This is a genomic window from Brevibacillus sp. NPDC003359 (genome assembly GCF_042878995.1).
Lineage (GTDB): Bacteria > Bacillota > Bacilli > Brevibacillales > Brevibacillaceae > Brevibacillus.
The window spans coordinates 66,861-91,951 of the sequence record NZ_JBIAOR010000016.1 but is presented as its reverse complement, the minus strand read 5'-3'; the positions used below and the strand labels follow the sequence as shown (position 1 = coordinate 91,951).

General features: G+C 45.5%; 27 protein-coding genes and 1 other RNA gene. 8 read left to right on the top strand and 20 right to left on the bottom strand.

The genetic code is table 11. From position 1 onward, the window contains the following. Positions 1 to 406 precede the first annotated feature (406 nt). The 5 genes from ACFYU8_RS26525 to ACFYU8_RS26505 all read right to left on the bottom strand — a co-directional run bounded on the left by ACFYU8_RS26525 (position 407) and on the right by ACFYU8_RS26505 (position 3,555). The gene (locus ACFYU8_RS26525; protein WP_390305285.1) at positions 407 to 793 is read right to left on the bottom strand and encodes a hypothetical protein; all 387 of its coding nucleotides are present in this window, start codon (positions 791 to 793) and stop codon (positions 407 to 409) included. 131 nt (positions 794 to 924) lie between these two features. Further along, the gene (locus ACFYU8_RS26520; protein WP_390305288.1) at positions 925 to 1,554 is read right to left on the bottom strand and encodes a hypothetical protein; all 630 of its coding nucleotides are present in this window, start codon (positions 1,552 to 1,554) and stop codon (positions 925 to 927) included. A gap of 47 nt (positions 1,555 to 1,601) precedes the next feature. Next, entirely contained in the window at positions 1,602 to 1,748 is a 147-nt protein-coding gene (locus tag ACFYU8_RS26515; protein WP_390305290.1) for an aspartyl-phosphate phosphatase Spo0E family protein, read from the bottom strand. Positions 1,749 to 2,041: 293 nt separating this feature from the next. Continuing rightward, positions 2,042 to 2,191, bottom strand: a complete 150-nt coding sequence (locus ACFYU8_RS26510) for a hypothetical protein (protein WP_390305293.1) — start codon at positions 2,189 to 2,191, stop codon at positions 2,042 to 2,044. A 2-nt stretch (positions 2,192 to 2,193) separates the two neighbouring features. Further along, complete coding sequence (locus ACFYU8_RS26505) at positions 2,194 to 3,555, bottom strand: helix-turn-helix domain-containing protein (protein WP_390305296.1); 1,362 nt, start codon at positions 3,553 to 3,555, stop codon at positions 2,194 to 2,196. A gap of 345 nt (positions 3,556 to 3,900) precedes the next feature. Here ACFYU8_RS26505 and ACFYU8_RS26500 point away from each other — a divergent pair, with 345 nt between their 5' ends. After that, positions 3,901 to 4,104: a helix-turn-helix transcriptional regulator gene (locus ACFYU8_RS26500; RefSeq protein ID WP_390305299.1), complete on the top strand. Its 204-nt coding sequence runs from the start codon at positions 3,901 to 3,903 to the stop codon at positions 4,102 to 4,104. 89 nt (positions 4,105 to 4,193) lie between these two features. On the opposite strand, the gene ACFYU8_RS26495 is transcribed toward ACFYU8_RS26500, so the two are convergent. The 3 genes from ACFYU8_RS26495 to rnpB all read right to left on the bottom strand — a co-directional run bounded on the left by ACFYU8_RS26495 (position 4,194) and on the right by rnpB (position 7,802). After that, positions 4,194 to 4,475: an ankyrin repeat domain-containing protein gene (locus ACFYU8_RS26495; RefSeq protein WP_390305476.1), complete on the bottom strand. Its 282-nt coding sequence runs from the start codon at positions 4,473 to 4,475 to the stop codon at positions 4,194 to 4,196. A gap of 322 nt (positions 4,476 to 4,797) precedes the next feature. Next, entirely contained in the window at positions 4,798 to 7,134 is a 2,337-nt protein-coding gene (locus ACFYU8_RS26490; RefSeq protein ID WP_390305301.1) for an S-layer homology domain-containing protein, read from the bottom strand. A 279-nt stretch (positions 7,135 to 7,413) separates the two neighbouring features. Further along, positions 7,414 to 7,802, bottom strand: an RNA gene (gene rnpB / locus ACFYU8_RS26485) — RNase P RNA component class B. Positions 7,803 to 7,918: 116 nt separating this feature from the next. Between rnpB and ACFYU8_RS26480 the strand changes: the two genes are divergently transcribed. Continuing rightward, positions 7,919 to 8,227 (top strand): iron-sulfur cluster biosynthesis family protein, encoded by a 309-nt coding sequence (locus ACFYU8_RS26480; RefSeq protein ID WP_390305303.1) that lies wholly within the window; start codon positions 7,919 to 7,921, stop codon positions 8,225 to 8,227. Between the two features lie 13 nt (positions 8,228 to 8,240). Then, a complete protein-coding gene (locus ACFYU8_RS26475) occupies positions 8,241 to 8,774 on the top strand; it encodes a gamma carbonic anhydrase (RefSeq protein ID WP_390305305.1) in 534 nt (177 codons plus the stop codon). A 153-nt stretch (positions 8,775 to 8,927) separates the two neighbouring features. Here the strand turns inward: ACFYU8_RS26475 and ACFYU8_RS26470 are convergent, their stop codons facing one another. Continuing rightward, positions 8,928 to 9,611 carry a DUF1385 domain-containing protein gene (locus tag ACFYU8_RS26470; RefSeq protein ID WP_390305307.1) on the bottom strand — a complete coding sequence of 228 codons (684 nt, stop codon included), beginning with the start codon at positions 9,609 to 9,611 and terminating at the stop codon, positions 8,928 to 8,930. Between the two features lie 78 nt (positions 9,612 to 9,689). On the opposite strand from ACFYU8_RS26470, the gene yfkAB reads away from it, so the two are divergent. Together yfkAB and ACFYU8_RS26460 are read left to right on the top strand one after the other, a co-directional pair. Continuing rightward, the gene (gene yfkAB, locus ACFYU8_RS26465) at positions 9,690 to 10,805 is read left to right on the top strand and encodes a radical SAM/CxCxxxxC motif protein YfkAB (protein ID WP_390305310.1); all 1,116 of its coding nucleotides are present in this window, start codon (positions 9,690 to 9,692) and stop codon (positions 10,803 to 10,805) included. 31 nt (positions 10,806 to 10,836) lie between these two features. After that, positions 10,837 to 11,091: an alpha/beta-type small acid-soluble spore protein gene (locus tag ACFYU8_RS26460; RefSeq protein ID WP_390305312.1), complete on the top strand. Its 255-nt coding sequence runs from the start codon at positions 10,837 to 10,839 to the stop codon at positions 11,089 to 11,091. A 2-nt stretch (positions 11,092 to 11,093) separates the two neighbouring features. Here ACFYU8_RS26460 and ACFYU8_RS26455 read toward each other — a convergent pair whose 3' ends face one another. The 5 genes from ACFYU8_RS26455 to ACFYU8_RS26435 form a co-directional block, all read right to left on the bottom strand. Continuing rightward, complete coding sequence (locus tag ACFYU8_RS26455; protein ID WP_390305314.1) at positions 11,094 to 12,503, bottom strand: MDR family MFS transporter; 1,410 nt, start codon at positions 12,501 to 12,503, stop codon at positions 11,094 to 11,096. Between the two features lie 199 nt (positions 12,504 to 12,702). After that, complete coding sequence (locus ACFYU8_RS26450; protein ID WP_007724315.1) at positions 12,703 to 12,891, bottom strand: hypothetical protein; 189 nt, start codon at positions 12,889 to 12,891, stop codon at positions 12,703 to 12,705. A 101-nt stretch (positions 12,892 to 12,992) separates the two neighbouring features. Continuing rightward, on the bottom strand, positions 12,993 to 13,340 hold the full coding sequence (locus ACFYU8_RS26445) for a LysM peptidoglycan-binding domain-containing protein (protein WP_390305316.1): 348 nt from the start codon (positions 13,338 to 13,340) through the stop codon (positions 12,993 to 12,995). 150 nt (positions 13,341 to 13,490) lie between these two features. Continuing rightward, positions 13,491 to 14,711, bottom strand: coding sequence for a metal-dependent hydrolase family protein (locus ACFYU8_RS26440; RefSeq protein ID WP_390305318.1), 1,221 nt, complete (start codon positions 14,709 to 14,711; stop codon positions 13,491 to 13,493). 166 nt (positions 14,712 to 14,877) lie between these two features. After that, a complete protein-coding gene (locus tag ACFYU8_RS26435) occupies positions 14,878 to 16,413 on the bottom strand; it encodes a fumarate hydratase (RefSeq protein WP_390305321.1) in 1,536 nt (511 codons plus the stop codon). Positions 16,414 to 16,595: 182 nt separating this feature from the next. Between ACFYU8_RS26435 and ACFYU8_RS26430 the strand changes: the two genes are divergently transcribed. The 3 genes from ACFYU8_RS26430 to ACFYU8_RS26420 all read left to right on the top strand — a co-directional run bounded on the left by ACFYU8_RS26430 (position 16,596) and on the right by ACFYU8_RS26420 (position 20,078). Beyond that, positions 16,596 to 18,554 (top strand): beta-propeller domain-containing protein, encoded by a 1,959-nt coding sequence (locus tag ACFYU8_RS26430; RefSeq protein ID WP_390305324.1) that lies wholly within the window; start codon positions 16,596 to 16,598, stop codon positions 18,552 to 18,554. Between the two features lie 80 nt (positions 18,555 to 18,634). After that, positions 18,635 to 19,321, top strand: coding sequence for a tetratricopeptide repeat protein (locus ACFYU8_RS26425; RefSeq protein WP_390305326.1), 687 nt, complete (start codon positions 18,635 to 18,637; stop codon positions 19,319 to 19,321). Positions 19,322 to 19,430: 109 nt separating this feature from the next. Further along, positions 19,431 to 20,078, top strand: coding sequence for a SurA N-terminal domain-containing protein (locus tag ACFYU8_RS26420; protein ID WP_390305329.1), 648 nt, complete (start codon positions 19,431 to 19,433; stop codon positions 20,076 to 20,078). A gap of 54 nt (positions 20,079 to 20,132) precedes the next feature. Here the strand turns inward: ACFYU8_RS26420 and ACFYU8_RS26415 are convergent, their stop codons facing one another. From ACFYU8_RS26415 to ACFYU8_RS26390, 6 genes are all read right to left on the bottom strand, one after another. Further along, positions 20,133 to 20,822, bottom strand: a complete 690-nt coding sequence (locus tag ACFYU8_RS26415) for an MBL fold metallo-hydrolase (protein WP_390305331.1) — start codon at positions 20,820 to 20,822, stop codon at positions 20,133 to 20,135. A gap of 99 nt (positions 20,823 to 20,921) precedes the next feature. Continuing rightward, positions 20,922 to 21,710, bottom strand: a complete 789-nt coding sequence (locus ACFYU8_RS26410; RefSeq protein WP_390305334.1) for an ABC transporter ATP-binding protein — start codon at positions 21,708 to 21,710, stop codon at positions 20,922 to 20,924. 93 nt (positions 21,711 to 21,803) lie between these two features. Next, positions 21,804 to 22,241, bottom strand: a complete 438-nt coding sequence (locus ACFYU8_RS26405; protein WP_007724287.1) for a hypothetical protein — start codon at positions 22,239 to 22,241, stop codon at positions 21,804 to 21,806. Next, positions 22,238 to 23,068, bottom strand: a complete 831-nt coding sequence (locus tag ACFYU8_RS26400) for a DUF3100 domain-containing protein (protein WP_390305337.1) — start codon at positions 23,066 to 23,068, stop codon at positions 22,238 to 22,240. The genes ACFYU8_RS26405 and ACFYU8_RS26400 overlap by 4 nt, the downstream gene beginning before the upstream one ends. A gap of 27 nt (positions 23,069 to 23,095) precedes the next feature. Further along, a complete protein-coding gene (locus ACFYU8_RS26395; protein ID WP_390305339.1) occupies positions 23,096 to 24,271 on the bottom strand; it encodes an amidohydrolase in 1,176 nt (391 codons plus the stop codon). 276 nt (positions 24,272 to 24,547) lie between these two features. After that, positions 24,548 to 25,012 (bottom strand): hypothetical protein, encoded by a 465-nt coding sequence (locus ACFYU8_RS26390; RefSeq protein ID WP_390305341.1) that lies wholly within the window; start codon positions 25,010 to 25,012, stop codon positions 24,548 to 24,550. Positions 25,013 to 25,091: the final 79 nt, after the last annotated feature.

Genomic DNA, 25,091 nt, shown 5'->3' with positions numbered 1-25,091 from the left:
CATGTTAAAGTCAAAAAAACGTTATGGAATAACATTTCTGTCAAAATACATATAGTATTTTTTGGATTGAGGCGCACCGAGGGCTAAAGCAATGGCAGTGACGGCAGTCCAAGGGACCGAGGACTACGAGATACGTTCGACCAACAGACCGCCCACACCAACTCCAGACTGCCATCGCCAGCTGAAGTACCATACTGTTCAAGCTCAAGCCAAGCACTGTATTCCAGAGAACAATGGCTGCTACTACCAAGGGTACTGGCAATATGAAAAACTCGAGTTCCTTAGGGTACAGGAAAACGAGTTTTTTATTACATCCAAGTCACATTTGGTTGGCGGTACCCCCAAAATACCATTTAGGGTGTGGCCACGTTTGCTACAAGAGGAACTATTCGTAACAAGCGATTTATTACTTCTGATTATCTTCAGGAAGTAGCGAATATTCTAAACCCATAAAACTAGCAACAGAGAGCTTTTCTTCGTTTATGACCTGAAATCGGTAATTAGCAGGAGACAATAGCGCCTGGTTATCAGCTTCCGACAAATTTTCTTTTAGCTTTAGCTGTTGCGAAATCGTATACCGACTCTCTTTACTGTTTAACTCAATTTGAACGAGTGAAGGAGTCTCAGCAAGCAAATTTTTAATTGTCTCGTTACCCGGCATATCTGCAAACGAAAAGTAAATGGGCTTTTCCGTATGCATCATTTTTTCTCTCAAATCGTCCGAAATTAAGATTCGTAACGTGAGTTCTGCTGAATTACCATTTTTTGTTATTTGAAGCACGGATGTTTTCAAATTCTTCCCATGAATTTCTTCGAAATAATCGTAGACGCTTACATATGACTTCTCTTTAGGGACTGTTACTGCCTCGCTACAGCCACTAAGAAGGACTATGAACAGAAGGAGAAGTATATGGAGAGGTCGGATCATAGATCTTTTGATTTTTTACTAGAATACTCTTTGTACGAGTATTTGACGTTTACGTAGTTAGAATCTACTACTCTGCCTTGAAAATATTCGTTTAAGCTTCCAGTTGTTTTTACGGCTTTTGATCCGTATTCAACGGTTGTAATCGTACGCTTTGGTATGACCCAACTGTGGGTTGTTTCTATAATGTCTTCTTCTCCAAATGAAACTTCTGCATTAATCCCCACTTTCCCCTCTATGATCCTCCAGTTGACTTTCGTCTCGGCTTCCACACCTATTTTTCCGGTCAAAAAGGTTTTTCTTGTAACCTTCCTCATAAAGGAATCGTTTTCGCTACTATCATTCTCAATATCAGCTTCATATGATTTTGATTTGTATAGGTCCTTCTTAGACATTTCATACTCTTTGCCAGTCATATCATTGCCTAAGGGACCAATCTTAGATGAATCACTCTTTGTAAGGGCATCTGTAAAATCATACTCTACTGGGTTCTCATATACACGTTCAACGATTTTTAGGTTACCTATTTGAATAGTCTCACCTTGAGATACTGCGAAGACAGAACCAGCTCCAGATACAACTAAACTGCTAAGTAAGAGAGTTGCGAAAGAAAGTTTCTTAATATTCATTTTTATCCTCCTGTTGGTTCAAATAAAACCATATTTTCTCTTTTTTCTTATTTTTGCATCATTCTTGATTGAATTACCAGAATGTACTGATCCAATTGCTGACTTAATTCCACGACTTCATCATCCAACAAATCATTCTTCTCCAAAAACAATTGCACCAGTTGTTCCCGTAATTGTTCCACAATGTTTTTCAAATGATCTACATCGTGATAAGTTCCTCCTTCCCGATCTAAAGATAGCGTGGTACATTTACTTATAGGAGCTGTATCTGCTCCTCCTGCGGGCGTTCCATTAACCTGGCGAATGGGTGGAACGCCCTTTCTATATGCAAATGCTCCTATGTTTATCACCTCCCTTTTTTTTACAATAAATACATTTATAACTATACTGCAATTTCCCAAATTCACTGTTCTTAGAAAAATGGGAAAATAACAAAAGCATCCCTTTTTGTTTGGGATGCTTTTTCGAATCCTTTATCAAACTCTATTTAGCCTCCTACGCCGTGATGATATTGAATGACTGAAGGAGGAGAAACAGCAGAAATAGATGGCGTTTCGCTTCCTATAGAAGCCTGGCCAACACTGGAAAATAGCCCAAAACTCAAAGCCAGTGATAACAAAACAAAAAATCTCTTCATATTCACACTCTCCCTTCTAAAATAGCTTGATAGCGATATTTTTGCTCATTTGTTGCGTGTGGTAAGTGTTTCCAAAACTTTGTGACACAACGTTTAAATCCTTGGTGATAGGTCATTTTGTCAGATAAATCAAGGCACAGGAGTAACTGATCTATCGCTTGTGTCGTGTTTCCTTTGCTAAATTCATATTCAGTCTTTTGATCCCAAAAGTGAAAATTCTGACTGAAATTTATTGGGTTCTGCTGGTCATGAAAGCTAGATAGATTAGCAGAAAAACGATGTAACAGTTCATCTATACAAAAATCATGCTTATTGGCTGCTTCGATGATAGTCAACATGCCGGGGAGAATTTCATTTGGATGTTCCGTTAAGAAATCGGCATACTCTGAGAGGATATTCACGTTTCCCTTCTTCAAGCTAAGTCCATATAAGTTAGCCCTGCCCCAGACATTGAATTTCTTTACTTCTTTATGCCCTATCTCATCTAACAGTTCAAACCAAGTAAGATCAGTATATTCAATCACGTGTTTTTCCGCTTCTTCATATTGTTCTTGCATTGTCAGAGCAACTCCTTTTAACAAGGAGCTTTGGCCATAGTACACAACTAGTTGACGTTCCGTGTGTAACATTTCATCCGTTTTACCGCTCTCTTTCTTGCGTAGTTGATCCTGATAGACTGCAATAGCTAGGGTCCGTAATTCGTCAGCATATTTTTCAACATCTTTCCACTTCTGCAACATGTAGCACGCATTCGCTAGATGTAGCAACGCGTCCAATTGGTGATTTTCGGACAATCTGTTCCGATAGGGTTCAAACCGTATGACCGCTTTCCAGTTGTCTTCAGGACTTGTACCTTGTAACGCACGAAATAACCGATATTGACTTATCAGAAAGTGATCCGAATGACTATCTTTTTCAGTTTCAATCACTAGCTGATAAAAGGGGACTGACATAACCTTTCCACCATTTTGGAATAATTGCTCTGCAACGGTGAAGAGAATGGAAACGTTTTTAGGGTTCTCTAGTAATCTGGAGACAACCACTTCAATACAATCCTGACGCCCAAGCTCGGCACATCGAACCAAATAAGGGATCAAACGTGGCCGTGAGATTTTTTCCTCGGCTATACACTCTTCCTGGTACAACTCGTACAACCAACCAGGAGCCTTTTCAAAGACTTTAGCCAACGTGTCAAGCTGACCAATTGTAATAGCACGAGGTGGATTGCTATTTAGGATCTCACTCAAATGTCCGGGATTAACACCACTCAATTCACCGAGTTTACTAAGTGTATATCCGTTCTCTTTTATATTTCTATCTATTTCAGAGCGTATCGATTTTTGTGTTGTTATTATTGTTTCCATACAAAAAGAAATCCCCCTTAGTCAAGTACATAAGAAATACTCAACTTCCCGTATTTTACAACTGTCATAAGTTTTTGTAAATATTTACCATCGAATCCCCTTGAACTTATTTATGATACCGTCAATTTAATTGCTCACGCATGCAGTTCACTTCCTTCTATGAAATTTCATTCCACATTCATTTGAGTTTTTAGAAAACAATCAAATCAGGTTATTGAAATGTAAAAACTCGGAAATGATAGTAAGTATATTACGTGTATTTTAATTCGCCAAGTATTATGGGTGATTAAAAATTCGCGAACAGTTTAACATATGAGTAAACGAATCAAGGAGAGCTTCCCAGATTTGAAACTAAAAGATGCGCGAATAGACAAGAAATTATCCCAGGAAAAAATAAGCAGGATCATAAACGTATCCTTGAAACATTATCAGAACATAGAATACGGGATTACCGTTCCCTCTGTGACGATTGCGCTACATATTTGCGAAGTTCTCAACATCGATCCAAGAGACGTTGACGAGTGGAAAGACAGACGTATACCTGACTAAGAGCGGTTTCCTATGAGAAATGCAAAATTCAACCCTAAGGTTAAATAAGCAAAAAAGCCGGATTACCGTGGGGTAATTCGGCTTTTTAATTATCGAGAGTTCTGTTCACGGACATATTTTTCAAGCAAAGCAATCATTTGTGGATTTCCCCTCCTTCTTGCTTCCTCCAACAGAGTCATATAAGTGGATGGGTAATCTGGGCCGTAAGGAGTCGAAAGATTCGGATTTGCTCCGTGATCCAATAAGAACTTTGCTATGTCTACTCTATCATCCTGTATTACTCGCATTAATGGTGATCGATAGTTCTGGTAATTTAAATCAGGCTTAGCACCAGACTTTTGAACTCGGCCACCATGTTTTTCTTGGTAGATCCCCGAAAAAACAGTTCAGTTACCACTCGTTGGGTGTCTTTGAAAGTAACTTTCCTTAATAAGGTTAAGATGGCCACGCTTTAGCTCTCCCTTTTATCTAACGAAGCGTTACGTCCATTCATTACCACAGTTTCACGCGAAGTCGACGGATATAATTATTCTTGGTGATAATTATGTTTCTTGAACCTATGTTACTAGATCAACGAGACAACCTCTTTTAATTGAAAATGTTTTTCAATTAAATACAAACAGAAAACTATGCCACCAAATGAAAAGGCGACCCCTTCTCGCATCGAGCATGAGGTCGCCTTTTTCTATTTTCTTATCGTTTTGCTACGACAATGACGTAGACAAGGCCTTGATCATTTGTCCACAAATCCACTTTGTCCTTGGAGGAAAGATCTCTTTCTTTCAAGTCATTACCGTTGTAGTATTTGATCTTCGCGTCTTCCGTCATCTTCAAGCTCGTCGACACGTCATTGAAGAATACGTACTTATCTTTGTTCACACGGGATTCAATTCCGATGAAGCTCACGTTTTCCTTCGCAAGTTTTCCACTGACAGATGCGGCAATGACATCGCCGTCACGATCAAGGGTCAACGTCACGTATTCAAATTGATCGACGTCTTCAATCGCGTCCTCATCTGTTACATCGTACGTCTTGCCGTTCACCTCTACTTTCGCAGAAGTGACCTTGCCGTCATCGTTACGAACCTCAACAGAGTCAACCACGCCGCTTACTTTCTTAGGCGCACCTGTGATGGCTTTTACTTTGCCAGCGTTGTTGAGTGTCAGTGTGTATTCTTTGTCGTTGGATGCTGCATCGCTGTCAATCGTGACGCCGGACAAGAGCTCATACACTTTACCGTTCACGGTAATTTTGGAACCGGATTTTTTCGTCACGTATCCTTTTACGGTTTGCTTTTCCAAAGTCAGCTCCACAATATCATTCGTGCCAACGTTGTATTTCCATGTAAGGATACGGTGGTCATTAAACTGATCTGTTTTAATCGTTGTAGGAGATACGGAGCTGCCATCGACAGTCAGCTTCGCGTTGGTCAAGATGTCGTAGGTTTTCCCGTCGATTTTCACAGTTGCCAGTTTTCCTGCTTGATACGCGGTCGTGTTTGAGATCAGCTTGTTAGTCGCTGCACCTACACCCTGCTCTACTTTGATCAGATTTCCATTCTTGTCAAACGTAAGGACTGCAATTTGGCCGCTCGTCAACTCATCCAACTCATCTACTTCGTCTTCATCTACGAACAACTCGGTATCTTCATGCACCTCGTAATTGACGCTGCCAACGCGAATCAGGTTTTTGTTTGTATCAACGGTAATCGTATCCGTGAAGCTCAGCTTCGTGTAAACAAGCTCAGATACTTTGCCGTCCACATCGAGTGTCAGCTCGACCAAGTCATCTTTTTCGATATCAGAGAACGAAGCACTTGTTGCTTTCGCCTCTGGATGAGCCTTGCCTTTGATCGTTGCTTTGGAATCCAGAACATAGGTCGTGCCGTCAACTCTCAGCTCTTTCTTCGAGTTGGAGCCGCTCACGGAAGATACTTTCTCTACAATTCCTTTTGTCGTGTTGTCGCTAATCGTGATGGACTTGATCTTGCCATTGTCGCCAACGACTGCCACGAACTTTTGGCCGATGTGAGAACGGCTTACATTTACGTGATCTTCTACTTCCAAAACGACTTCTCTTCCATTGACGATGGCCTTGAATTTGTTTTCATCGCCTACAGCTGTTGTAAAATTAAGGCCAGTCTTCACGATCCCTTCGACGATTTCAGAGTCAGAAGTAACAACGGTGAGGAAAGCCACTCGGCCGTTTTTCGCGATGTATTCTACCTGCGCCCCTACGACCAGATTGCCGTATACTTGCGCGGAATCAGCTATTTCGATTTCTTTGTTTTGTCCGACGAGTTTCAGCTTTTTGTCGGACTTGTCATACGAAGCGATTGCTCCTTTTACTACTGGCAGCTTCTGAACGGTTCCTTTTGCATTGCCATCTTTGTCGTAATAAGCACCGTTTGCGTATACAGGCGTTTCCATGAACTTATCTGTATACTTTGCCACAATATCACGCGGAGCTGCTGCTGTCGGTGTTTCTTTTGCATCGTAGATACCTGCTCTGTCTGCTTCCAGCAAGTACGGGATGTACCACTCGCTTGAAGCTGATGGACGGACGTCGATCTTCAAGCCTTGAACGTATACGGTCAGTGCTTCCGCAATTTTTACGTTGTTGTTCGGTTTGAAGGTGCCATCGGGATATCCCTTGATAATGCCTTGCGATACAGCCAGATTGATATAACCTGTTGCCCAGTGATCTGCAGGCAGGTCTTTAAACACTGTCTTTCCTTGCAAGAGCTTTGCTTGCGCATCTGTGTACCCGAGTGCCAGCACAGCAACTTTGGCGAACTCCGCTCTCGTCACTTCTTTATTCGGCTTGAACGTGCCATCGGTATACCCTTTTAACACACCCGCGTAATTCAATGTCAGAATCGCGTCTTTATTCACGTTTCCTCCGATGTCGGAGAATGGCAGTGCCGTAGCAGCCAATCCGGTACCCGGCAACGCAAGCGATCCAGCCAGAACAGCTGTCGCCAATAATTTTTTGAAATCCTTACTTGCTCGATTCTTTGCTTTTTGCAAAATAAACCCCTCCATCAATGTAGCAGTTTTATCAGTTCATTCTCTCCAGCAGACACTCCCATTTGAAGAAATGATGGAATAGCCCACAGTAGAACTGTTTTCTTCGGCCGAATGCTCTTTTTAGACGACAACATTTTCAAAAAAGTTTCAAAGATTGTTCACGGTAAATGATTCCACTGGTCTTCAAACCTTGATTTGTAGAGGGTTCACGATATTTCGCAGAACGTAAAAAAACCACCTGAGATCTCAGGTGGTTTTACGTTTCATTCCAGCAGGAAATGCTATAAGCCAGGTTCTGTCTCTCCCGTGCTTCAAGCGGGGCAATCCCTCGCACCAAGAGCGGTAGCCATCTATCTATGGCATCCGAAGATACCATCCGTCCTTTCCGTTTGATTCCTTCAGGACGGTTCCCCTACCTAATTTGGGTTTCTCGCTCGCAGGGTTTACCGCGTTCCATCTTTTCTGTCGCCAGAAAAGCTACGTTTCTGTGGCACTTTCAGTGTACTCGGGCCTCAGAGAGAGCCCTTTCCACGCCGTCAGCGAGACTCACGCCTCACTGCCCTGGCTTGCACCAGGTACGAACACTCCAGGCATCTCAGCCTGGGCGAGCCTGGACTTTCCTCTACCGCCAATCGCCGAAACGATTGCGGCAGCGACTACCCACATTTCCTGCACATCAGAATCAGTAACATTTACTTTACCACATGCCTCATACATGGTCAACAAGCAGGATTTGGAAGGTCTATTTGTAGTACAATAGAAATGGCTACGAGGAGGTATGACTATGATAACCATTACTCCAACTGCGGCAGCGCGTCTTGCACAAATGATCGCGGAAGAATCGGATGCTGAACAGCTCGGTATCAGACTCGTCCCGACTACAACGGGATGTGGCAGCTATACATATAGCATCGCCATCACAGAAGCGGAAAAACAGGATCTCGACCAAGAAATAAGTGGGATTCGCTACTTTTATCAAACGCATGAGATAGACAAGCTTTCCGGGACGGTCATCGACTGCGATCCTGCTACTGGCCGCTTTTCTATTTTCCACCCGCGCCCGATGCAAACACATTGTTCGCTTACTCATTGATTAGGAGGTTACTATGCTGCTGCTATCATTTGAAAACATCAAACCAAAGATTCACCCTACTGTTTTCCTGGCAAAAGGCTCTGTCGTTTCTGGCGATGTCGAAATCGGCGAGGATTCTTCTATTTGGTACAACACAGTGATCCGTGGGGACATCGCTCCGACTGTCATTGGAAAACGCGTCAGTGTGCAAGATAACAGCACCCTGCATCAAAGCCCGAACAACCCGTTAATCCTCGAAGACGAGGTGACCGTTGGACATAACGCTGTTTTACATAGCTGCATCGTACGTCGCGGCGCATTGATCGGAATGGGCGCGATTGTTTTGGATCGTGCAGAAATCGGGGAAGAAGCGATGGTTGCTGCCGGTGCACTCGTTCCTCCAGGCATGAAGGTGCCACCTCGCTCGCTTGTTGTCGGCAATCCAGCAAAGGTAAAACGCGAACTCAACGAGGCAGACTTGAAAGAATTCGTACGCATTCGCCAATCGTATGTGGATAAAGGAAAGACGTATCGACAACTGGAAGAAAGCCCGCTAGAACGGGAGTAGGAAAAAAGGAAAAGGGAGGTCGAGGGTGCATATGCCCTTCTATCCTCCCTGTTTTTTATTACCAAAATACTTTCCAGTCTTCAATGACGCAACCAACCTGTGCATGGAACAAAAAAAAATCGGCGTATCCATAGTGGAAACACCGATTTTTCCTTACGATGCATTCTGCAAACGATCCACCTCGCGAATGTGCTCAAAAAGCATATACGAACGGATCGCTGTCTCTAAATGAAGCCGATCTGGTTCTTTGGTGGTGCTGTATTTTTGAAAGAAAGCCGATAGCTTGTAAAGAAAACCAAAATATTTCCGCACGTAGCGATCCCCGATCATGCCAACGAGCAGTCCCGCTACCCCGCAAGCGACGCTCCACTCCAACGGTAAAAAGAATACAGACAAGATGAACCCCGTAAAAAACCATACAACCAGATTCGTCGAGCATCCGTCATTCACGATATTTGCCCGTTGAATTTCTTTTAGTGCTGCTAACGACGTCTTACCCCCATAGCTAAACACTTTATGCTCCGCACCGTGAAATTTTTTCATCATTTTCGGAAAAACGAAGTGAAAGCCAGCGATGTATACAGCTACCCACATCGGATCAATGACGGCCCAGTCAGGTTTCACGATCGCTGCCAGTACATAACAAGCAAGCAGGAGGTGAAACAATTGATAGTACCACGGAAAGGAGAAAAATATTCGATACCAGAGCTTCCCTATCGTTTTCAATGTGATTTTTTCCGCCCACATATGAATCACGCCGTCTTTCACTTCTGCGCAAGCAAGCACATTTCGGTCATGAAAAAGCACACCGCGTCCAAAAGACATCCCCATAATCATCTCGTTAACTATTCTCCTTCCGCCCTAATGTCGTTATAATAGGTTGAGTTGTACCCAGAATGAAGGAGGTTTCCACAATTGATCCGCATGGTTCCAAACACACCATTAACACCTTTACACGATCCATGGGAGCCGTTGTTCAATGCGACACCCCCCGCCTATAAACTTACCAGCGTCGAGTTTACTGTAACGAATCTGTGCAATCTCCGCTGTGAGCATTGCGCAGTTGGTGATACATTGCGATACAAAGACGATCCCGCTCTTCCTGTCGATCTCATACTCCGTCGTCTCGATGAAGCAAAAGATCTGCTTACTATCAGTATAACAGGCGGAGAACCGATGTACAGCGAGCGCACCGTGAAAACTGTGATCGGGCCCATTTTACAATATGCAGCAGAACGAGGACTGCGGACACAAATCAACTCCAACATGTCCATGCCGTTTTCTCGGTATGAGTTGGTCCTGCCCTACCTCGACGTCATGCATATTTCGTGGAACTGGTCTACTCCCGAAGAATTCCATGATATTGTTTACGCAAAAGCACGGCAGCCGGTTTCAATGAAAAGAGCGGAAGCACAGTTTCATGAGATGATCGAAAATACGCGCAAGCTCTCGGAAGCAGGTGTATTTGTCTCAGCCGAAACGATGCTGAATCATCGCACCTGGACAAAGCTCGATGCCCTCCACCGTCAGATTCAGGAGATGGGAAGCAAGCGACATGAGGTGCACCCAATGTATGCGAGTGATTTTGCCCGTGATCTGGATGTGCTTTCACTCGATGAGCTTCGTCAAGCCATTCATCGGATGCTCGATGTGCGCAATGAAGATTTGTGGATGCTTTTCGGGACGCTTCCGTTTTTCGCTTGTAGTCCTGAAGCAGCAGACAGGGAGTTGATCAACAGACTACGGTCTGCGAAAAATGTGACGACTCGCAATGATCCAGATGGTCGAAATCGTCTTAACATCAACATTTTTACAGGCGATGTCATCGTGACTGATTTCGGAGATGTAGAGCCATTGGGCAATATTCAAACCAATCAGCTCCAGTCGATGTTTGAAAAATGGCAAGAACACACGCTGAATCAGAAAATCAATTGCTTCTGCCCTGCTGCTGCATGTGCTGGACCTAACCTGCTCGTTGCTAATACTTACTATCAGGAGACTGATTTCACTCTGCGCAAAGCACTCGTCTAATTGGGCACACTAGGGCGTGAGGTGATCTACCATGAGCAGACGCAAACGCCCTCTCGTTCCCGAGGCGAGGAAAGGACTGGACGCCTTAAAAGCACAGGTTGCCCACGTTACTGACCCCGCCCAGGCCAAATTCGAGGCCGCAGAAGAAATTCATGTTCCGTTGCACCCCGGCTACAATGGGCAGCTAACCTCTCACGATGCCGGTCGAATCGGAGGACGATTGGGCGGCAGTATGGTCAGAGAGATGGTTCGAATGGCGATGGAAGGCATGAATAAAAAACCGTGATCCTATTGTTTGGGAACCCCGCTATTTGTTGAATGCGAATGGCGGGGTTCTTTGTCGAGCAATCGAGTATTGCCCAGTAGGAAACTGGCTATCAAGCTGATTCCAATCAGAATCAAACCAGTGACAAAGACACCGTGCAAAGCTTCACTAAACACCATTCCTGCCTGCATCCGCCATTCTACTATGGTCCCAAGCACACTGACTCCAATCGTCCCCCCAATGGAACGAAACAATTGCGATGTCGACATGGCGACGCCCCGATCTTGTGGTTTTACAGCGCATTGTGCTGCGGTACCCAGTGCCGGATAGATTGCCCCCATGCCTAGACCTGTGACAATCATGTAGATGACGAGCTGTGTGTTGGTTGTTTCTACATTAATCGTGGTGAGAAGGAAAAAGCCTGTCGCCATGATGAGTAAGCTGGGAATCAGAATTGCCCGAAAGGAAGCTTTTTCCATCCATCTTCCCCCAACCGTCGAAGAAATCGCTGCGGACAGCATGAGTGGCACTAAAAGGAATCCAGCTTCTGAAGGGCTCGCACCGAGTACCCCTTGGACGAACAGAGGGATGTATGCGATTGCACCGAACAAAGCGGCACTCACAAAGAATCCTACGAGATTGCCATATCCAATTGCCGGGATGCGAAATAGGGAAAGCGGAAGCAGGGGTTCCTTTGCTTTGGTTTCAATCCAGATGAACAAACCGAGAAGTAAGATACCCACTCCCCCTAACCCGATCTTGTATTCCCTCCCCTCCATAACAAGGGACAGCAGGATGAGAATGATGGCTGCACTCAAGCTAGTCGCCCCATACCAATCAATCACAGGCTTTTTATCGTAGTGCCGCTGATCACGAAAGGCTAGAGCAATGATCGAAAAGGCAGCGATACCGATAGGAAGGTTTATAAAGAAGATCCATCCCCATGGCAGATGCTCCACGAGCATTCCTCCCAACGAGGGACCGAGTATACTCGTCATGGCAAAGACGGCTCCGAAAAGGCCTTGAAATTTGCCTCTCTTTTCGGGTGGATACAGTTCACCCACAATGATGAATGCAACCGGCATTAATGCCCCAGCGCCCAACCCTTGAACTCCTCTCGCTACAATAAGACTCGTTATGGAATTTGCCATGCCACACAGGAGAGATCCCACGAGAAACAGAAACAATCCCATCAAATACATTTTTCTCGGTCCAAACAAGTCCGCCATTTTCCCATAGATGGGCATGCTCGTGGTCGATGTGAGCATATAAATGGCGAACACCCAGCTATAAAGAGATAGACCTCCCAGCTCTTTGGTAATTGTCGGCATGGCTGTTGATACAATCGTCTGATCCAACGATGACAAGATTAGCCCCATCAGCACTCCACCCGTAACTAATCCTACGCGGCGCTTTTCCTTTTCCTTTTCCATCTCCATCCCACTCCCTTTTTGAAGTCAGTTAATAACTGCTCCAAAAATATAAGGGAAATTTTAGAAAAAGAGTAGACTTTTTCTTTCTGATGAGTTATTCTGATGATAGAGTCTGCCCCTAAGAACCACTAATAAATCACAAATAAAAACCGCCTCCATTACGGACGCGGTTTTTTTGTTATGCCATTCCTCTCGCCATTCATCTGAGCTTGTCGAGCTTTTTGGCACTTGCCTTTCGAGGTCCAAGCATCGCTTTTCCTATGTCGCCCACTTTGTTGACAGAGTCAAAAACTTGGTCGATGACATCCACCAGTTCCCGAATCTGCACCACTTTTCCATAGACGCCCATGAAATGGTGTCGAACGTTTTTTCCATTTAACCCTAGCATGGCCGCACCTCCTCTTAATCCTCTCGTATCAGTTTATGCAGGATCGGGCGAAGAGGAAATTGCGAAGTTTGGAAAATTATTCTGACCTCTATCCCAACGTCTTAGCTTGGACGGGGTGTACCAGGCGGACGCGGGCGAGGAGGGGGTGTTGGCGTAATGGCTCGCTCCAATCGAGTGACACGGTTTTCCAATCGATCTACGCGGTTATCTAGTCTGCGAAAGTCTTCCCGAAGCGCATCCACTCGCCTTTCCACACGATCCAAGCGACGATCGACATCCCCACCAGGAGCTGGGGTTGGGGTTGGGGTAATTGGGATGTACAAATTTTGTCCAACGTAAATGTAGTAGGGATATGCGACATTATTCACGCGGATCAATTCCTGAACGGATACACCAAAACGAGCAGCGATGCTGTTCAGCGTATCTCCGGCACGGACTACATAGTTCACGAATCTCACTCCTTTTATCTGTGATCATTCGTTATTAACCTATGCCCGCCTTGATACACGCGCAATAAACGAATACCCATTTTGGCAAAGAATAGTCAAACACCCAGTACAAACGCCGTTACAAACCTGAATCAGTAAGGCTCAGCCCCATCAACACTTTGAAAAGACTGTCACACCCTCAAGAAACACTTCTTCCACTTGCTTCAATGACTCTATTTCTTGTAAAGGATCACCTTTTACCACAAGCAGATCAGCGAAATACCCTGGCGCTAACTTACCGATCTTGCTTCCTTGATCCAGCACCTCAGCAGCGTTTTGAGTAGCAGCCTGGATCGCACGAATTGGCTCCATCCCCAGCTCCACCATCAGCTTGATCTCTTCTGCAACTGGTGTAATCGGATAGCCTTCCAATACGATATCCGTACCCGTAGCGATCTTTACGCCTGTATTTATCAATTGTACGAAGTTCTCGCGGTACGCCTTTTCCGATTCGATGAAAAAGGCTCCCTGTTCGACAAGCCCTTCGCTCAATATGCCTTGATTCGCCTGTTGTTGCTCATTCCAAATACGTTTGTAATAATCAGCAATTTGGAAAAAGGTGACCATGGTCGGTACCCATACCAGTCCTTTTTGTTTCATCTGTTCTGCCTGTTCGACGGTCATAAACGTCGCATGCTCGATCGTATCAAATCCCGCATCAATCGCCATCTGAATCGCAGGTTGGAGCGAGGCATGCACACAGCATTTCCGTCCCAAACGATGAGATTCATCAACCGCCGCATCCAGCTCCTCTTGTGTGAACTCCGGCGTTGGTGTACGGTGACTCGTCATGACCTTGATCCAGTCTGCTCCTGCTCTCACTTGTTCACGCACGGCTGTGCGCACTTCCCACGGACCATTTGCTTCTCGCAAGGCACCCTCTAATTGCCAACCGTGCCCCCCGGTCATAATAATCCCTTGGTTGACCTGAAAAAGACGAGGAGAAACAATGAACTTGTTCTTGGCTGCCAGCTTCAGCGTACTGCACAATCCATCTGGTGCTGCTACATCGCGGATCGTCGTGACCCCCAAGGAAAGTACCTCTTTCAAATTCGCTGTTGCAAGTAAAGCCACAAGTCCATCGTTGTTGCGGTACTCAGCGGAGTCTGGTTTACTCCACCAATACCCGATATGAACATGTAAATCGATCAAACCTGGTAAAATGGAGCATCCGCTGTACCGCTTTACCTCTCCTTCCGAAATGGAATCCGTAAGCTCCGATTCTGTCCCCACTGCTACAATCTTTCCTCGCTCATCAATCCCAACAGCACCTTGTTCGATTACATGCTCTCCATCTCCGATAATGACGCGATCAGCAATCAACCACTTCATTCCTGTCCCCCCTGTCAAAAATGAAAATCCATCTGCCCGCAATCCTGGTTAGTCCCTCGAAAGTTCATCATGCATCCAACTATTTCCTTCTTGTTTCTTGGCCTCGTGAAAAATAAAAAACCTCCGGCCACACACCTGAGTGCGCCAGAGGTTTTCCATTTATATCTTATTTAAATACGGGTGCAGCAAATTGAGCCAGTCTTTCTGCGGACGTTTTCTCTACATCCGCATGCAAGCTGTTGCCATGTGCATCCATTGTTACGATTGCAGCGAAGCCTTCCACTTGCAAATGCCACATTGCTTCTGGAATACCGAATTCCATGAAGTCAACACCATTTACTTTTTTGATGCAACGTGCATAGTATTGCGCAGCTCCACCAATTGCATTCAAGTATACAGCGCCATGCTCATTCAATGCTTTCAGTGTTTTCGCACCCATTCCGCCTTTTCCGATAACGGCACGGATTCCGAATTTCTTGATGATTTCGCCTTGGTATGGCTCCTCGCGGATGGAAGTTGTCGGACCAGCCGCTTTTACATGCCACTCGCCCTCTTTATCCTTCAGCATAACAGGACCGCAGTGGTAGATGATCCCACCATTCATGTCCACTGGACAGTCATGATCCATCAGGTAGCTATGCAGGGCGTCGCGTCCTGTGTGCATTTCCCCGTTGATGATCACCACATCGCCCACTTTCAGGCTACGGATTTGTTCTTCCGTAATCGGCGCCTGCAGTACGACTTCACGAGGCTCATCGTCTGTTTCGTCCGAAGCTGCTACTGGCGTCAAGTCCATCGCTACTTCTTCATCTTTATACAGATAACGCAGGATTTCACCAGTCTCAGGATTCAGGCGAACACCTTGACGGCGGAATGCCCAGCAGTTATACGCAACGGATACGAAAAAGCTTGCTGGCAGGCGGTTTTCCACGCCGATTTTACAGCCGAGCAGAGTCGCGTTACCACCAAAGCCCATGGTTCCGATTCCGAGTTGGTTTGCAGTTTCCATGATGTAGTCTTCCAAGGCAGCCAAATCAGCATTTGGATTGACATCATTTACTTTGCGGAACAATTGATGCTTCGCCAGTGCATAACCGGATGTGCGATCGCCACCGATTCCTACACCGATGAAGCCGGCACTACAGCCTTGTCCTTGCGCTTGGTATACTGCGTGCAGAATGCACTTGCGAATGCCATCCAGGTTACGGCCCACTTTGCCCAGGCCTTCGAGCTCACAGGGCAGGGAGTATTGGATGTTCTTGTTCTCACAGCCGCCACCTTTGAGAATCAGCTTGATTTCGATTTCATTCTCTTCCCATTGCTCGAAGTGAATGACTGGCGTACCTGGTCCGAGGTTGTCCCCTGTGTTTTCACCCGTCAAGGAATCTACAGAGTTGGAACGCAGCTTACCTGTTTTGGTTGCTTCTGCAATCATTTCCTTGATTGCTTGTTTAATGATCAACTGGTTGACTCCAACCGGAGTTTTTACTTCGAATGTAGGCATCCCTGTATCTTGACAGATCGGAGAAACATTTTCTTCTGCCATGACGACGTTTTGCGCGATCGTAGACAAAGACAGCGCTGCACGCGTGCCAAGATCCTCATTCACTTTAGCTGCATTGACGGCACGACGCACGTCTGGTGGTAGATTCGTAGAAGTATCCGTGATCAGTTCCAGAATGCTTTGCTTCAAGTTTTCCATCTATGACGCCCCTTTTGACGTAGTGGTGTAAATCGTAGCATAAACCGCCTATTATTATAGCACACGCTCCCCCACCTGTCCGTAGATTGCTAACCATGGAGTGTGTGAAACATTCCGTAAAAGTGCATCGTCTTATTACCGACAACAAATTTTGGCAAGAAGCAGATACGAGGGGGATCAAAATGAAAAGAACATTTGCCGGGCTTCTCGCCTCCGTGATGGTGGTGACCGCTATACCCTTCCTGTTGATGACAGGTACAGTCGCGGAGCCAACCGTTCAAGCCGCATCAAGAGAAGATTTGCCCGTAGTTGGTTCCTATGCGGAGCTAAAAAAGCTCATCCAATCATCAAACCAGGACAGCTATTATTACGCCACCATGGAAACGTCTACCGCTTTGCCAGTAGCCGCACCTAGAACTGTCAACAAAGTAGCTGACACTTCCGGAGGCGCTGTTCGCGGTGATTTTTCCACAACGAACACACAAGTGCAGGGCGTTGATGAAGCAGATATCGTAAAATCAGACGGGACTTATCTTTATCAATCCACACAAAATGAAGTGCGCATCATCAAAGCGTATCCAGCCACCGAGATGAAGGTCGCAAGCCGCATCAGCTATGACAATGGAAAATTCGTACCGCAAGAAATGTACGTAGACGATCGTAGACTCATCGTTATCGGGCAAGCGGATGAAACCATCTCTTATCCTCCTGGCCCTGCTTCCAAAAGAGGCATTTCCCGCTACCAAGGCATGCAGTCAGTGAAAACCATGATCTACGATATTACGGACAAAAATCAGCCTCGGCTCATTCGTCAACTGGAGCTAGAAGGCCAGTACATGTCGTCCCGCAAAATCGGCGCGAGCTTGTACGTGACAGCCAACCATTACATGGATACTTATCGTATTATGCAAGAGAAAACAGAAGTGCCAGGCCCGACTTATAAAGACAGCGTCCATCATAACCAATACCAAACCATTCCCTACAGCGAGATTCGTTACTTCCCGGATCACTTTCGTCCAGAGTATTTGATCGTCGCTGGCGTTAATCTGGATGATTCGAAACAAAAGATGTCACTGAGTACGTATCTTGGTGCTGGGGAGAACATCTACGCATCCACCCAAAATCTGTATGTAGCCGTCACCCAGAACAATGTCCAGCCAGTAGCCGTTAAGCAAAAAGCAGCGTCAACTACTTTGATTGCACCTCCTATTGAGTCAGATACAACCATTTACCGCTTTGCCATGAACAAGGGAGACATACGATATACGGGAAAAGGGTCTGTGCCTGGACACATTTTGAACCAGTTTTCCATGGATGAAAACGACGGTTATTTCCGAATCGCCACCACTAGCGGGAACATGTGGCGAGACGATGAGTATACGTCGAAAAATAACTTGTATGTACTGGACAACAAACTTGAGGTATTTGGCAAGCTAGAAGGCATCGCTCCAGGAGAACGCATTTACTCTGTCCGTTTCATGGGAGATCGGGCCTACATGGTCACCTTCAAAAAAGTCGACCCGCTGTTTGTTCTCGATCTGAAGAAGCCTTCTGCTCCAAGCGTATTAGGTGCCCTCAAAATTCCAGGTTACAGCGACTATTTACACCCGTATGATGAGAATCATATCATCGGTTTTGGCAAAGAAGCAGAATCAGATAAAGACTGGGCGTACTACCAAGGGATGAAAATTGCCCTCTTTGATGTCAGTGATGTTACGAAACCGAAAGAAAAGTTCAAGACTGTTATCGGGGACAGAGGAACAGACTCCGAGCTATTACACAATCACAAGGCTCTGCTTTTCTCCAAAGAAAAAAATCTGCTTGCCTTTCCTGTAACAGTCCACGAACGAACGGCTGAACAAAAAGCCAAAAACGATATGCGCGAATACGGTCAGTTTACTTTCCAGGGTGCCTATGTATATCAGCTCGATCTGCAAAAAGGTTTTCAGCTGACAGAGCAGATTACCCATCTGTCGAAGGAAGATGTCGCGAAGGCTGGCGAAGGCTGGTACGACAGCTCCAGTAACATCAAACGAATACTCACGATTGGCGACACGCTCTATACCGTTTCCGACGATTATGTCAAAACGCAGCAGCTCTCTACCCCTAAAAAAGAGAATATCTTGCCATTGACGAAATAGCGGTAATGCTCTGTCATGCGGACAGGTTCTGTGCTAAGATGGGGTAATAGATGCAGCGTAAATAGAGAGGGTGTCACTACGTGGAGTATTTGAGTTTTAATTTGACATCAACGCTGGCAGGGATTGCGGCTGTGCTGTTGGTTATGTTTCTTCGTCTGCACTGGCCCTTCCGCTTTCAGTACATGGCCAATCTTTTCAAACGCCGTTTGGATATTCGATTGCGCTGGCTGGAGGCTTCCTATCGGAAGAATCGTTCCCGTGCTGTCGCTATGCTGGATAAATCAACACATGAGATCATGCTTGGCAATTATGAAATGGCCGAAAAATATATCGTTCAAGGAATCACCGTCTGTAAAGAACGCCCATCGTTATTCAATCAAGCGATGATTCACTACTTGTTTTACAACTTGGCGATCGTTTACTATTCATCCGAACGATACAACGAATCATTGGAAGTGGCTTTTCGTATTTACCAGCGTGATCAGGGAATGACTGATTCCTTAGCTCTTATTGCCTGCTCGCACGCCCGACTGGGTGAAGTAGAGAGTGCGATAGAAGCTTACCAGTTGATCGCAAGCAAACGATCGGCAAAAGATTGGAAGCTCTTCTGCTTGGCAGAGATTGAAGCTGCCAAAGGAAACTACGAGCGAGCCCTTTCCCATCTCAAGCAATTGATGGACAAATCCGCAAGCCTTTTGCATCTGAATCACTCTGTACTGGAAAAACGCTTGGAAGAGTGGAAAAAAGCCTCTACACAAGCCAGCTAATTGTTTGACGACCGCACATTGCTTTATGTGTGCGGTTTTTATTTTCCGGTACCCGTAACGCTGCACTATACACAGTCGTATATCTATCAAGAAAGTGAGGATGTTATTAATGAAAAAATTTAATGTATCTATACTCGCTGCCTCCGCACTCGTACTAAGTCTCGCCGTGGTAGGCTGTAGTTCTGGAAAAGACTCTGCTTTCTCTGCGAATAACCCTGTTGCCAAAATTGGTGATGTCACGATCACTCAGGAGCAAATGTACAACAAATTGAAAAAAGATGCTGGTAAGCGTGTCATGGCTGATATCATCACCTTGGAGCTGTACAAGCAGGAAGGCGCTGCACAAGGAGTCACTGTAACTGATCAAGAACTCGATGCGCGTGTGAACCCAATCAAAGAAAAAATGGGATCACCAGAGAGATTCCAACAGTATTTGGATGAAAAACAAATGACTGAGCAAGAGCTCCGTGAAGGCGTGCGTGCTGTCATGCTACGGGACAAGCTGTTCGAGAAGGCTAATCCGATCACCGAAGAACAAATCAAGGAATACTATGATAAAAACCAAGATAAGTTCGAGGGAACACTCGAAGAAGTTCGCCCGCAAGTGATTGAAAAAGTAAAAGACAGACACAAACGCAAAAATATAGATAAATGGATCGATGATTTGTATAAAAAGCATAACGTCCAAATCATGGATAAAGATTTAGAAAGAGAAAAAGAAGTGGAAGAAGAAGAAACAACAACTTCTAGCAAGTAAAGCAAAAAGACTTGTGTAAGCCGGCAGTACGCGGCACACAAGTCTTTTTTTACGTTACGGACGGGCAATGGCAATCAACTCTTGCAAAAACGCCTTAATTTCGCCTTGTAGAATGGGGCCATGACCTGTTGCTAAATACTCAATGGGCCAATCCAGCAAAATCTCCAAACCCTCCGTAAACTCCACCGCTCGCTCTGGTTCACGAGCTACCCACTGCTTCAATTGTTCTAGATAAGCCGTCCGACAGGTACCTTCTCCGCCAACGATTTGGCCGAGCTCTGTGTTTTCAAAACATAAATGATCGCCAACAAAGCATATTTTCGACTGGGGATCAAAGAAGGCAACTGAACCTTCTGTATGGAAAGAAAGCAGTCGGAAACGCAGTGAAGGCAGATCTCCCCCACTACCTGTAAACGTATGGCCGAATAGCGTCTGTGAAAAATCGTCCAGTTCGTAATAATCGTCGAGGTGTATCCAATTGTTTCGAGAAGGGAACATATCGGCATTTCCAATATGATCAGCATGTCGATGAGTGAAGTAGACATATTCCGTTCGATCTGGCTTGGCCCCGATCTCTTCCAACGCCTGTTGAAAAAATGAGCGTTGCTTACGCTGGTGAGAATCAATCAATACAAAGGCATTCCCTTGTTTGATCACATAGCTGTTCACGTAGCTATTCCACGCTTCCTCGTAGGTGATGATCGCCCAGGTGGAGTCTGTGATTGGTGCAATCACATTGTTCATGCCTCCATCTCTCCTCTCCTCCCAGATACAATTCCTTACTGCTATTATACACAATCATACACAACCGTGCTGAATCGTGACCAAACTTATCCTACTCGATCAAACAGTCGCCCCTTCCCCTAGGCTTACCCAAGACCTTCCTTGCGAACGTTGAATGTGAACAGGTACACCGAAAAAGCTTGTCAGACGCTCAGCCGTTAGGACCTCATCTGTTTTTCCAGCTTGGTCTACTTCCCCCGCTTTCAGCAGCAAGGTATGCGTGAAGCAAGGCAAAATTTCTTCAATGTGATGGGTAACATAAATGAGAGTGGGCCCGTTCGGCTGCTTGGCGATTTGCTCAATCATTGCCAACAGCTGTTCTCTTGAAAGCAAGTCCAGTCCAGTACAAGGCTCGTCTAGGATGAGCAATCGAGGGGAGGCCATCAATGCACGAGCAATCAGTACTTTTTGTCTCTCCCCTTGCGATAAAGCGGCAAAACGTCTGTTTTTTAATGTACGACATCCAAATGTATCGAGTAAATCCGACGCTTTCTCTACGTCCGCCTCCTCTGGAACGGAATACAAACCGATAGTTGCCTCTCGTCCACTCAGGACGACACGGAGTGCTGTTTCATGCTCGTGAAGCTGAGCCATCAGCGCCGTGCTTACCCAACCGATCGATTTACGCACCTCGCGTAAGTCGACTGTTCCGTAAAGATTGCCTAATACACTAACCTCTCCCTTTGTCGGCCACACATAGCCACAAATGATATTCAACAGACTGGTTTTACCAGAGCCATTTAAACCAACTAAACACCAATGCTCTTTGTCTTGCACTTGCCAGGCAATGTCCCGCAGAATGGTGGATTCATCTCTTTGCCAGGTAACTTTTTTCACATCAATGATCATGCTCTATCCACTCCTGACTCTCCCAGTTGTATGTGAAAAGAACCTCCATGGCATATGGAAGCACACGGAGGCCATAACACAAAAACAGTTTCGTTAAAATTTGCCTTGAATCTTGAATACAATCTCCGCAAACAACGTAGCGAATAGGAAGGTACCAGTAAAGACTACGAGCGACACAACTACGATACGCCAGCTAAGCTGTTTGAATAGATGAACGTCTTTTCCGAGTGACAGACCTGCATAGGCGAGAATCGGCGTAGCCAATGCGAGCAGATTGATCTTGGCAATCGCTGCAGCTGTATATTCGTTCCCTGGAAAAAACGGGGATGTCGCCAGCATGGCAAACAAAGAAATCCATACAATGACGGGAGATTTGAACGGAAGAATGCGAGTGAAGCCCATTCCGATCAACGTGATGACCGCCAAGAGCAAAATACCTGGCAAAGATTCCATCAATGGTACTTTATAACCGATCCAGTTACCGATGAGAGCAATAAAGCCGATGATAAAAATCGTTAAGATTTGATTCATGCGCTTTTTCTCCCCCCTTCTGTTGCAGAAGAAGCGCTTTTGCGGCCAATGATAGGCTCAAGCCATGCGTACAGCTTTTGTGTGACCGGCAAGGAGAAGAAGATGCATACGTACGTTCCGACGATACTCATCATCAAATTTGCCGCTCCAGAATAAAAAGCAATGTCTTTTTGCGCTTCCGGGAAAATGACAGCCAATGAGCCTGTTGCTGCTGCCATCATACTACCAGATCCAACTGCGGCTCCCATCGCCAGAGAAATCGGGTGGAACAACCCGCTGCTTCCTAAAATACTTGCAAGAATCGACATATAAATAGCACCAAACAAGGTTCCGCAAATATATACGCCCAGCGCGCCGCGAGCTTCAGCAGAGTTTGCTCCAAACTTTTCTACGATAATCGCCAAGTTTGGCTCACGGTCGAGAGAATAAGTAGCACCAATTGCTTCACGCTTGAGACCAAGCCACAATGCGATTGGTAGACCAAAAGCGATTGTCCCTACAATATGTCCCATCTCTTGAACAATCAAGGACACACCAGATCCGAGAAGCTTAGGCAGCTCAGGACCGATATTGGCTCCCAACTTCGCAATAAAGATCAAAAACGAAACACCCAAAATATTGGCTGCGACGTTCATTTCTTTTTCGCTCAAAAATTTAAACTTAGGCCAGCTAATTGCCCCACCTAAAACGAGCGCGTAGAGCATCGGAAACAGAGCGATAACCCCGATGCCAATACTGATTTTCTTTGTCCCGATAAATTCTGTCAATGCGACGAGAACAAGTACGATAAAATGCAGCTTGTACTCATTGACGCGTACCCCTGCCATACAAAACCCCCCTCATTCTATCTCGCTCTACTCCATGACGACTTTTTGAGCTGCCCGAACAAACAATTCCACGCCGCGAACCAATGCATCTTCATCAAAATCAAAGCGTGGATGGTGATGCGGATACGTAAAGCCTTTTTCCGGATTGCCAGCGCCTAATTGAATAAAACAGCCTAGAGCTTTTTTCAAATACTCCGAGAAATCTTCACCCGGCATTAAAGGATCGATATAAATAATTTCTTCTTCTCCCCAACGCTCACGAATCGTCTCTTCCATCAGCTGCGTCACTTGCTTGTCGTTGACAACCGATGTGTAGCCATGTGAAAACGTCAATTCATAACTTGCGCCATGCGCTTCCGTAATTCCTTTGACAATTCGTTCAATCCACATCGGAATATTTTTGCGAATCTCCTCATCGAAGCAGCGCGTGGAGCCTGTCAGTGTCATCGAATCCGGAATGATGTTGTAAGCTGTCCCTGCATTCAGCATCGTCACGGAAATTACGACCTTGTCCAACGCACTGACATTGCGGGATACAATTTGTTGTAGGCCAGTAATAACCTGTGCCCCAATGACGATCGGGTCAACGGACGCTTCCGGTTGTGAGGAGTGCCCGCCTTTGCCTTGAATCTTGATATCAAAGCGATCTGTCGATGAAGTAAGCGCCCCGTAAAGTACACCAAATTTCCCGACAGGCATGTACGATGCCAAATGAATGCCGATAATCGAATCCAGTCCGTCTGCTGCACCAGCTCTCACGATTTCAACAGCGCCACCCGGAGGCAGCTCCTCGGCATGCTGGAAGAAGAAACGAACTTCGCCTTTGATTTGATCCTTATACTGAGACAAAATTTTTGCTGCTCCCAACAGCATCGCTGTATGACCGTCATGTCCACACGCGTGCATCACGCCAGCTTTTCCTGATGCGTACGGCACTTCATTTTCTTCATGGATAGGGAGAGCGTCAATGTCAGCGCGAATGCCAAGAACTTTCCCTGGCTGCGATCCGATCAGTCGAGCGACCACACTCGTTTTGGTTGGCCGCGAAAGCTCTAAATTCCCGAAAGATTCCAACGTTTCGTAAATAAATTGAGACGTCTTCTCCTCTTCAAACGACAATTCCGGATGCTGATGGAGATAGCGTCGCCATGAGACTACCTGCTCAGCTACTTCGTCCGCCCATTTTTTCGTTTCCAGACTCATACGATCACTCCTTTTTTTGCTTTCTTCCTCAAAATTTTCCGAGTCAGTTAAGTTTAGCTAAAAAAAATATCGTTTTGTGAATTCTATCACGGAACGATAAAAATGACAAATGTCCATTCGGTACGGACAAATTTATCGAATCTACACTCTCAGCTGTCTATTTATTTGTTATTTTAGAATTTTCTATCGATAATGTCCACGTAAAATATACTAGTTGGAACAATAAAAACATTTACTCTGCTAGATTGGGAGCTTTTCTACTGAAAAGCTCTTGTACTATTCTACATTTACTGCAAAAACGACAAAGCGATTTGAAAATTGCCCCAGCCACATTTCTCCATTCCCTACCATCACTCCTTGATCATTGACAAACGTATCCGTTACCTTTTGCTGTAAAAACGCTTCCTTTACCTTGTCGGTCATGATTCGATCATACTCTTCCAGAAATTGCTGTCCATCTATGATGAAGCGACTTTTTCCGTCTTTGTTCACACGCAGTGGATACCTCATATGCTTGGCTACTTCTGTCTTGTCATTTTTTCCGACCGCTTCTTGAAGTTTGCCAAAAAAAGCTTCGAATGCACCTGCATTTGTAATACCCGCGACTTCATACCGATTTGAGGAATTTCCTTCACGCACATATCCGTCATACCCGCTCACCTGTGGAACCAAGCCAGTCGTTGATTGAGCCATCAGCGCGATTCCCATCGTAAAAAGCACCCATCTCATCCTTTTCATCATATTCCTCCCATCTGTATTTCTATTTCCTTCCTACTGATAGCTTTTCGTCCTCTGCCATTCGTTATGCAAAACCGCCCTC

Coding starts and splice junctions, on each gene's coding strand:
- ACFYU8_RS26520 (WP_390305288.1), bottom strand. CDS start 1,554: ATGAATATTAAGAAACTTTCTTTCGCAACTCTCTTACTTAGCAGTTTA.
- ACFYU8_RS26510 (WP_390305293.1), bottom strand. CDS start 2,191: ATGAAGAGATTTTTTGTTTTGTTATCACTGGCTTTGAGTTTTGGGCTA.
- ACFYU8_RS26505 (WP_390305296.1), bottom strand. CDS start 3,555: ATGGAAACAATAATAACAACACAAAAATCGATACGCTCTGAAATAGAT.
- ACFYU8_RS26480 (WP_390305303.1), top strand. CDS start 7,919: ATGATAACCATTACTCCAACTGCGGCAGCGCGTCTTGCACAAATGATC.
- ACFYU8_RS26475 (WP_390305305.1), top strand. CDS start 8,241: ATGCTGCTGCTATCATTTGAAAACATCAAACCAAAGATTCACCCTACT.
- ACFYU8_RS26470 (WP_390305307.1), bottom strand. CDS start 9,611: ATGATTATGGGGATGTCTTTTGGACGCGGTGTGCTTTTTCATGACCGA.
- ACFYU8_RS26460 (WP_390305312.1), top strand. CDS start 10,837: ATGAGCAGACGCAAACGCCCTCTCGTTCCCGAGGCGAGGAAAGGACTG.
- ACFYU8_RS26455 (WP_390305314.1), bottom strand. CDS start 12,503: ATGGAAAAGGAAAAGGAAAAGCGCCGCGTAGGATTAGTTACGGGTGGA.
- ACFYU8_RS26450 (WP_007724315.1), bottom strand. CDS start 12,891: ATGCTAGGGTTAAATGGAAAAAACGTTCGACACCATTTCATGGGCGTC.
- ACFYU8_RS26440 (WP_390305318.1), bottom strand. CDS start 14,711: ATGAAGTGGTTGATTGCTGATCGCGTCATTATCGGAGATGGAGAGCAT.
- ACFYU8_RS26435 (WP_390305321.1), bottom strand. CDS start 16,413: ATGGAAAACTTGAAGCAAAGCATTCTGGAACTGATCACGGATACTTCT.
- ACFYU8_RS26430 (WP_390305324.1), top strand. CDS start 16,596: ATGAAAAGAACATTTGCCGGGCTTCTCGCCTCCGTGATGGTGGTGACC.
- ACFYU8_RS26420 (WP_390305329.1), top strand. CDS start 19,431: ATGAAAAAATTTAATGTATCTATACTCGCTGCCTCCGCACTCGTACTA.
- ACFYU8_RS26415 (WP_390305331.1), bottom strand. CDS start 20,822: ATGAACAATGTGATTGCACCAATCACAGACTCCACCTGGGCGATCATC.
- ACFYU8_RS26410 (WP_390305334.1), bottom strand. CDS start 21,710: ATGATCATTGATGTGAAAAAAGTTACCTGGCAAAGAGATGAATCCACC.
- ACFYU8_RS26405 (WP_007724287.1), bottom strand. CDS start 22,241: ATGAATCAAATCTTAACGATTTTTATCATCGGCTTTATTGCTCTCATC.
- ACFYU8_RS26400 (WP_390305337.1), bottom strand. CDS start 23,068: ATGGCAGGGGTACGCGTCAATGAGTACAAGCTGCATTTTATCGTACTT.
- ACFYU8_RS26395 (WP_390305339.1), bottom strand. CDS start 24,271: ATGAGTCTGGAAACGAAAAAATGGGCGGACGAAGTAGCTGAGCAGGTA.
- ACFYU8_RS26390 (WP_390305341.1), bottom strand. CDS start 25,012: ATGATGAAAAGGATGAGATGGGTGCTTTTTACGATGGGAATCGCGCTG.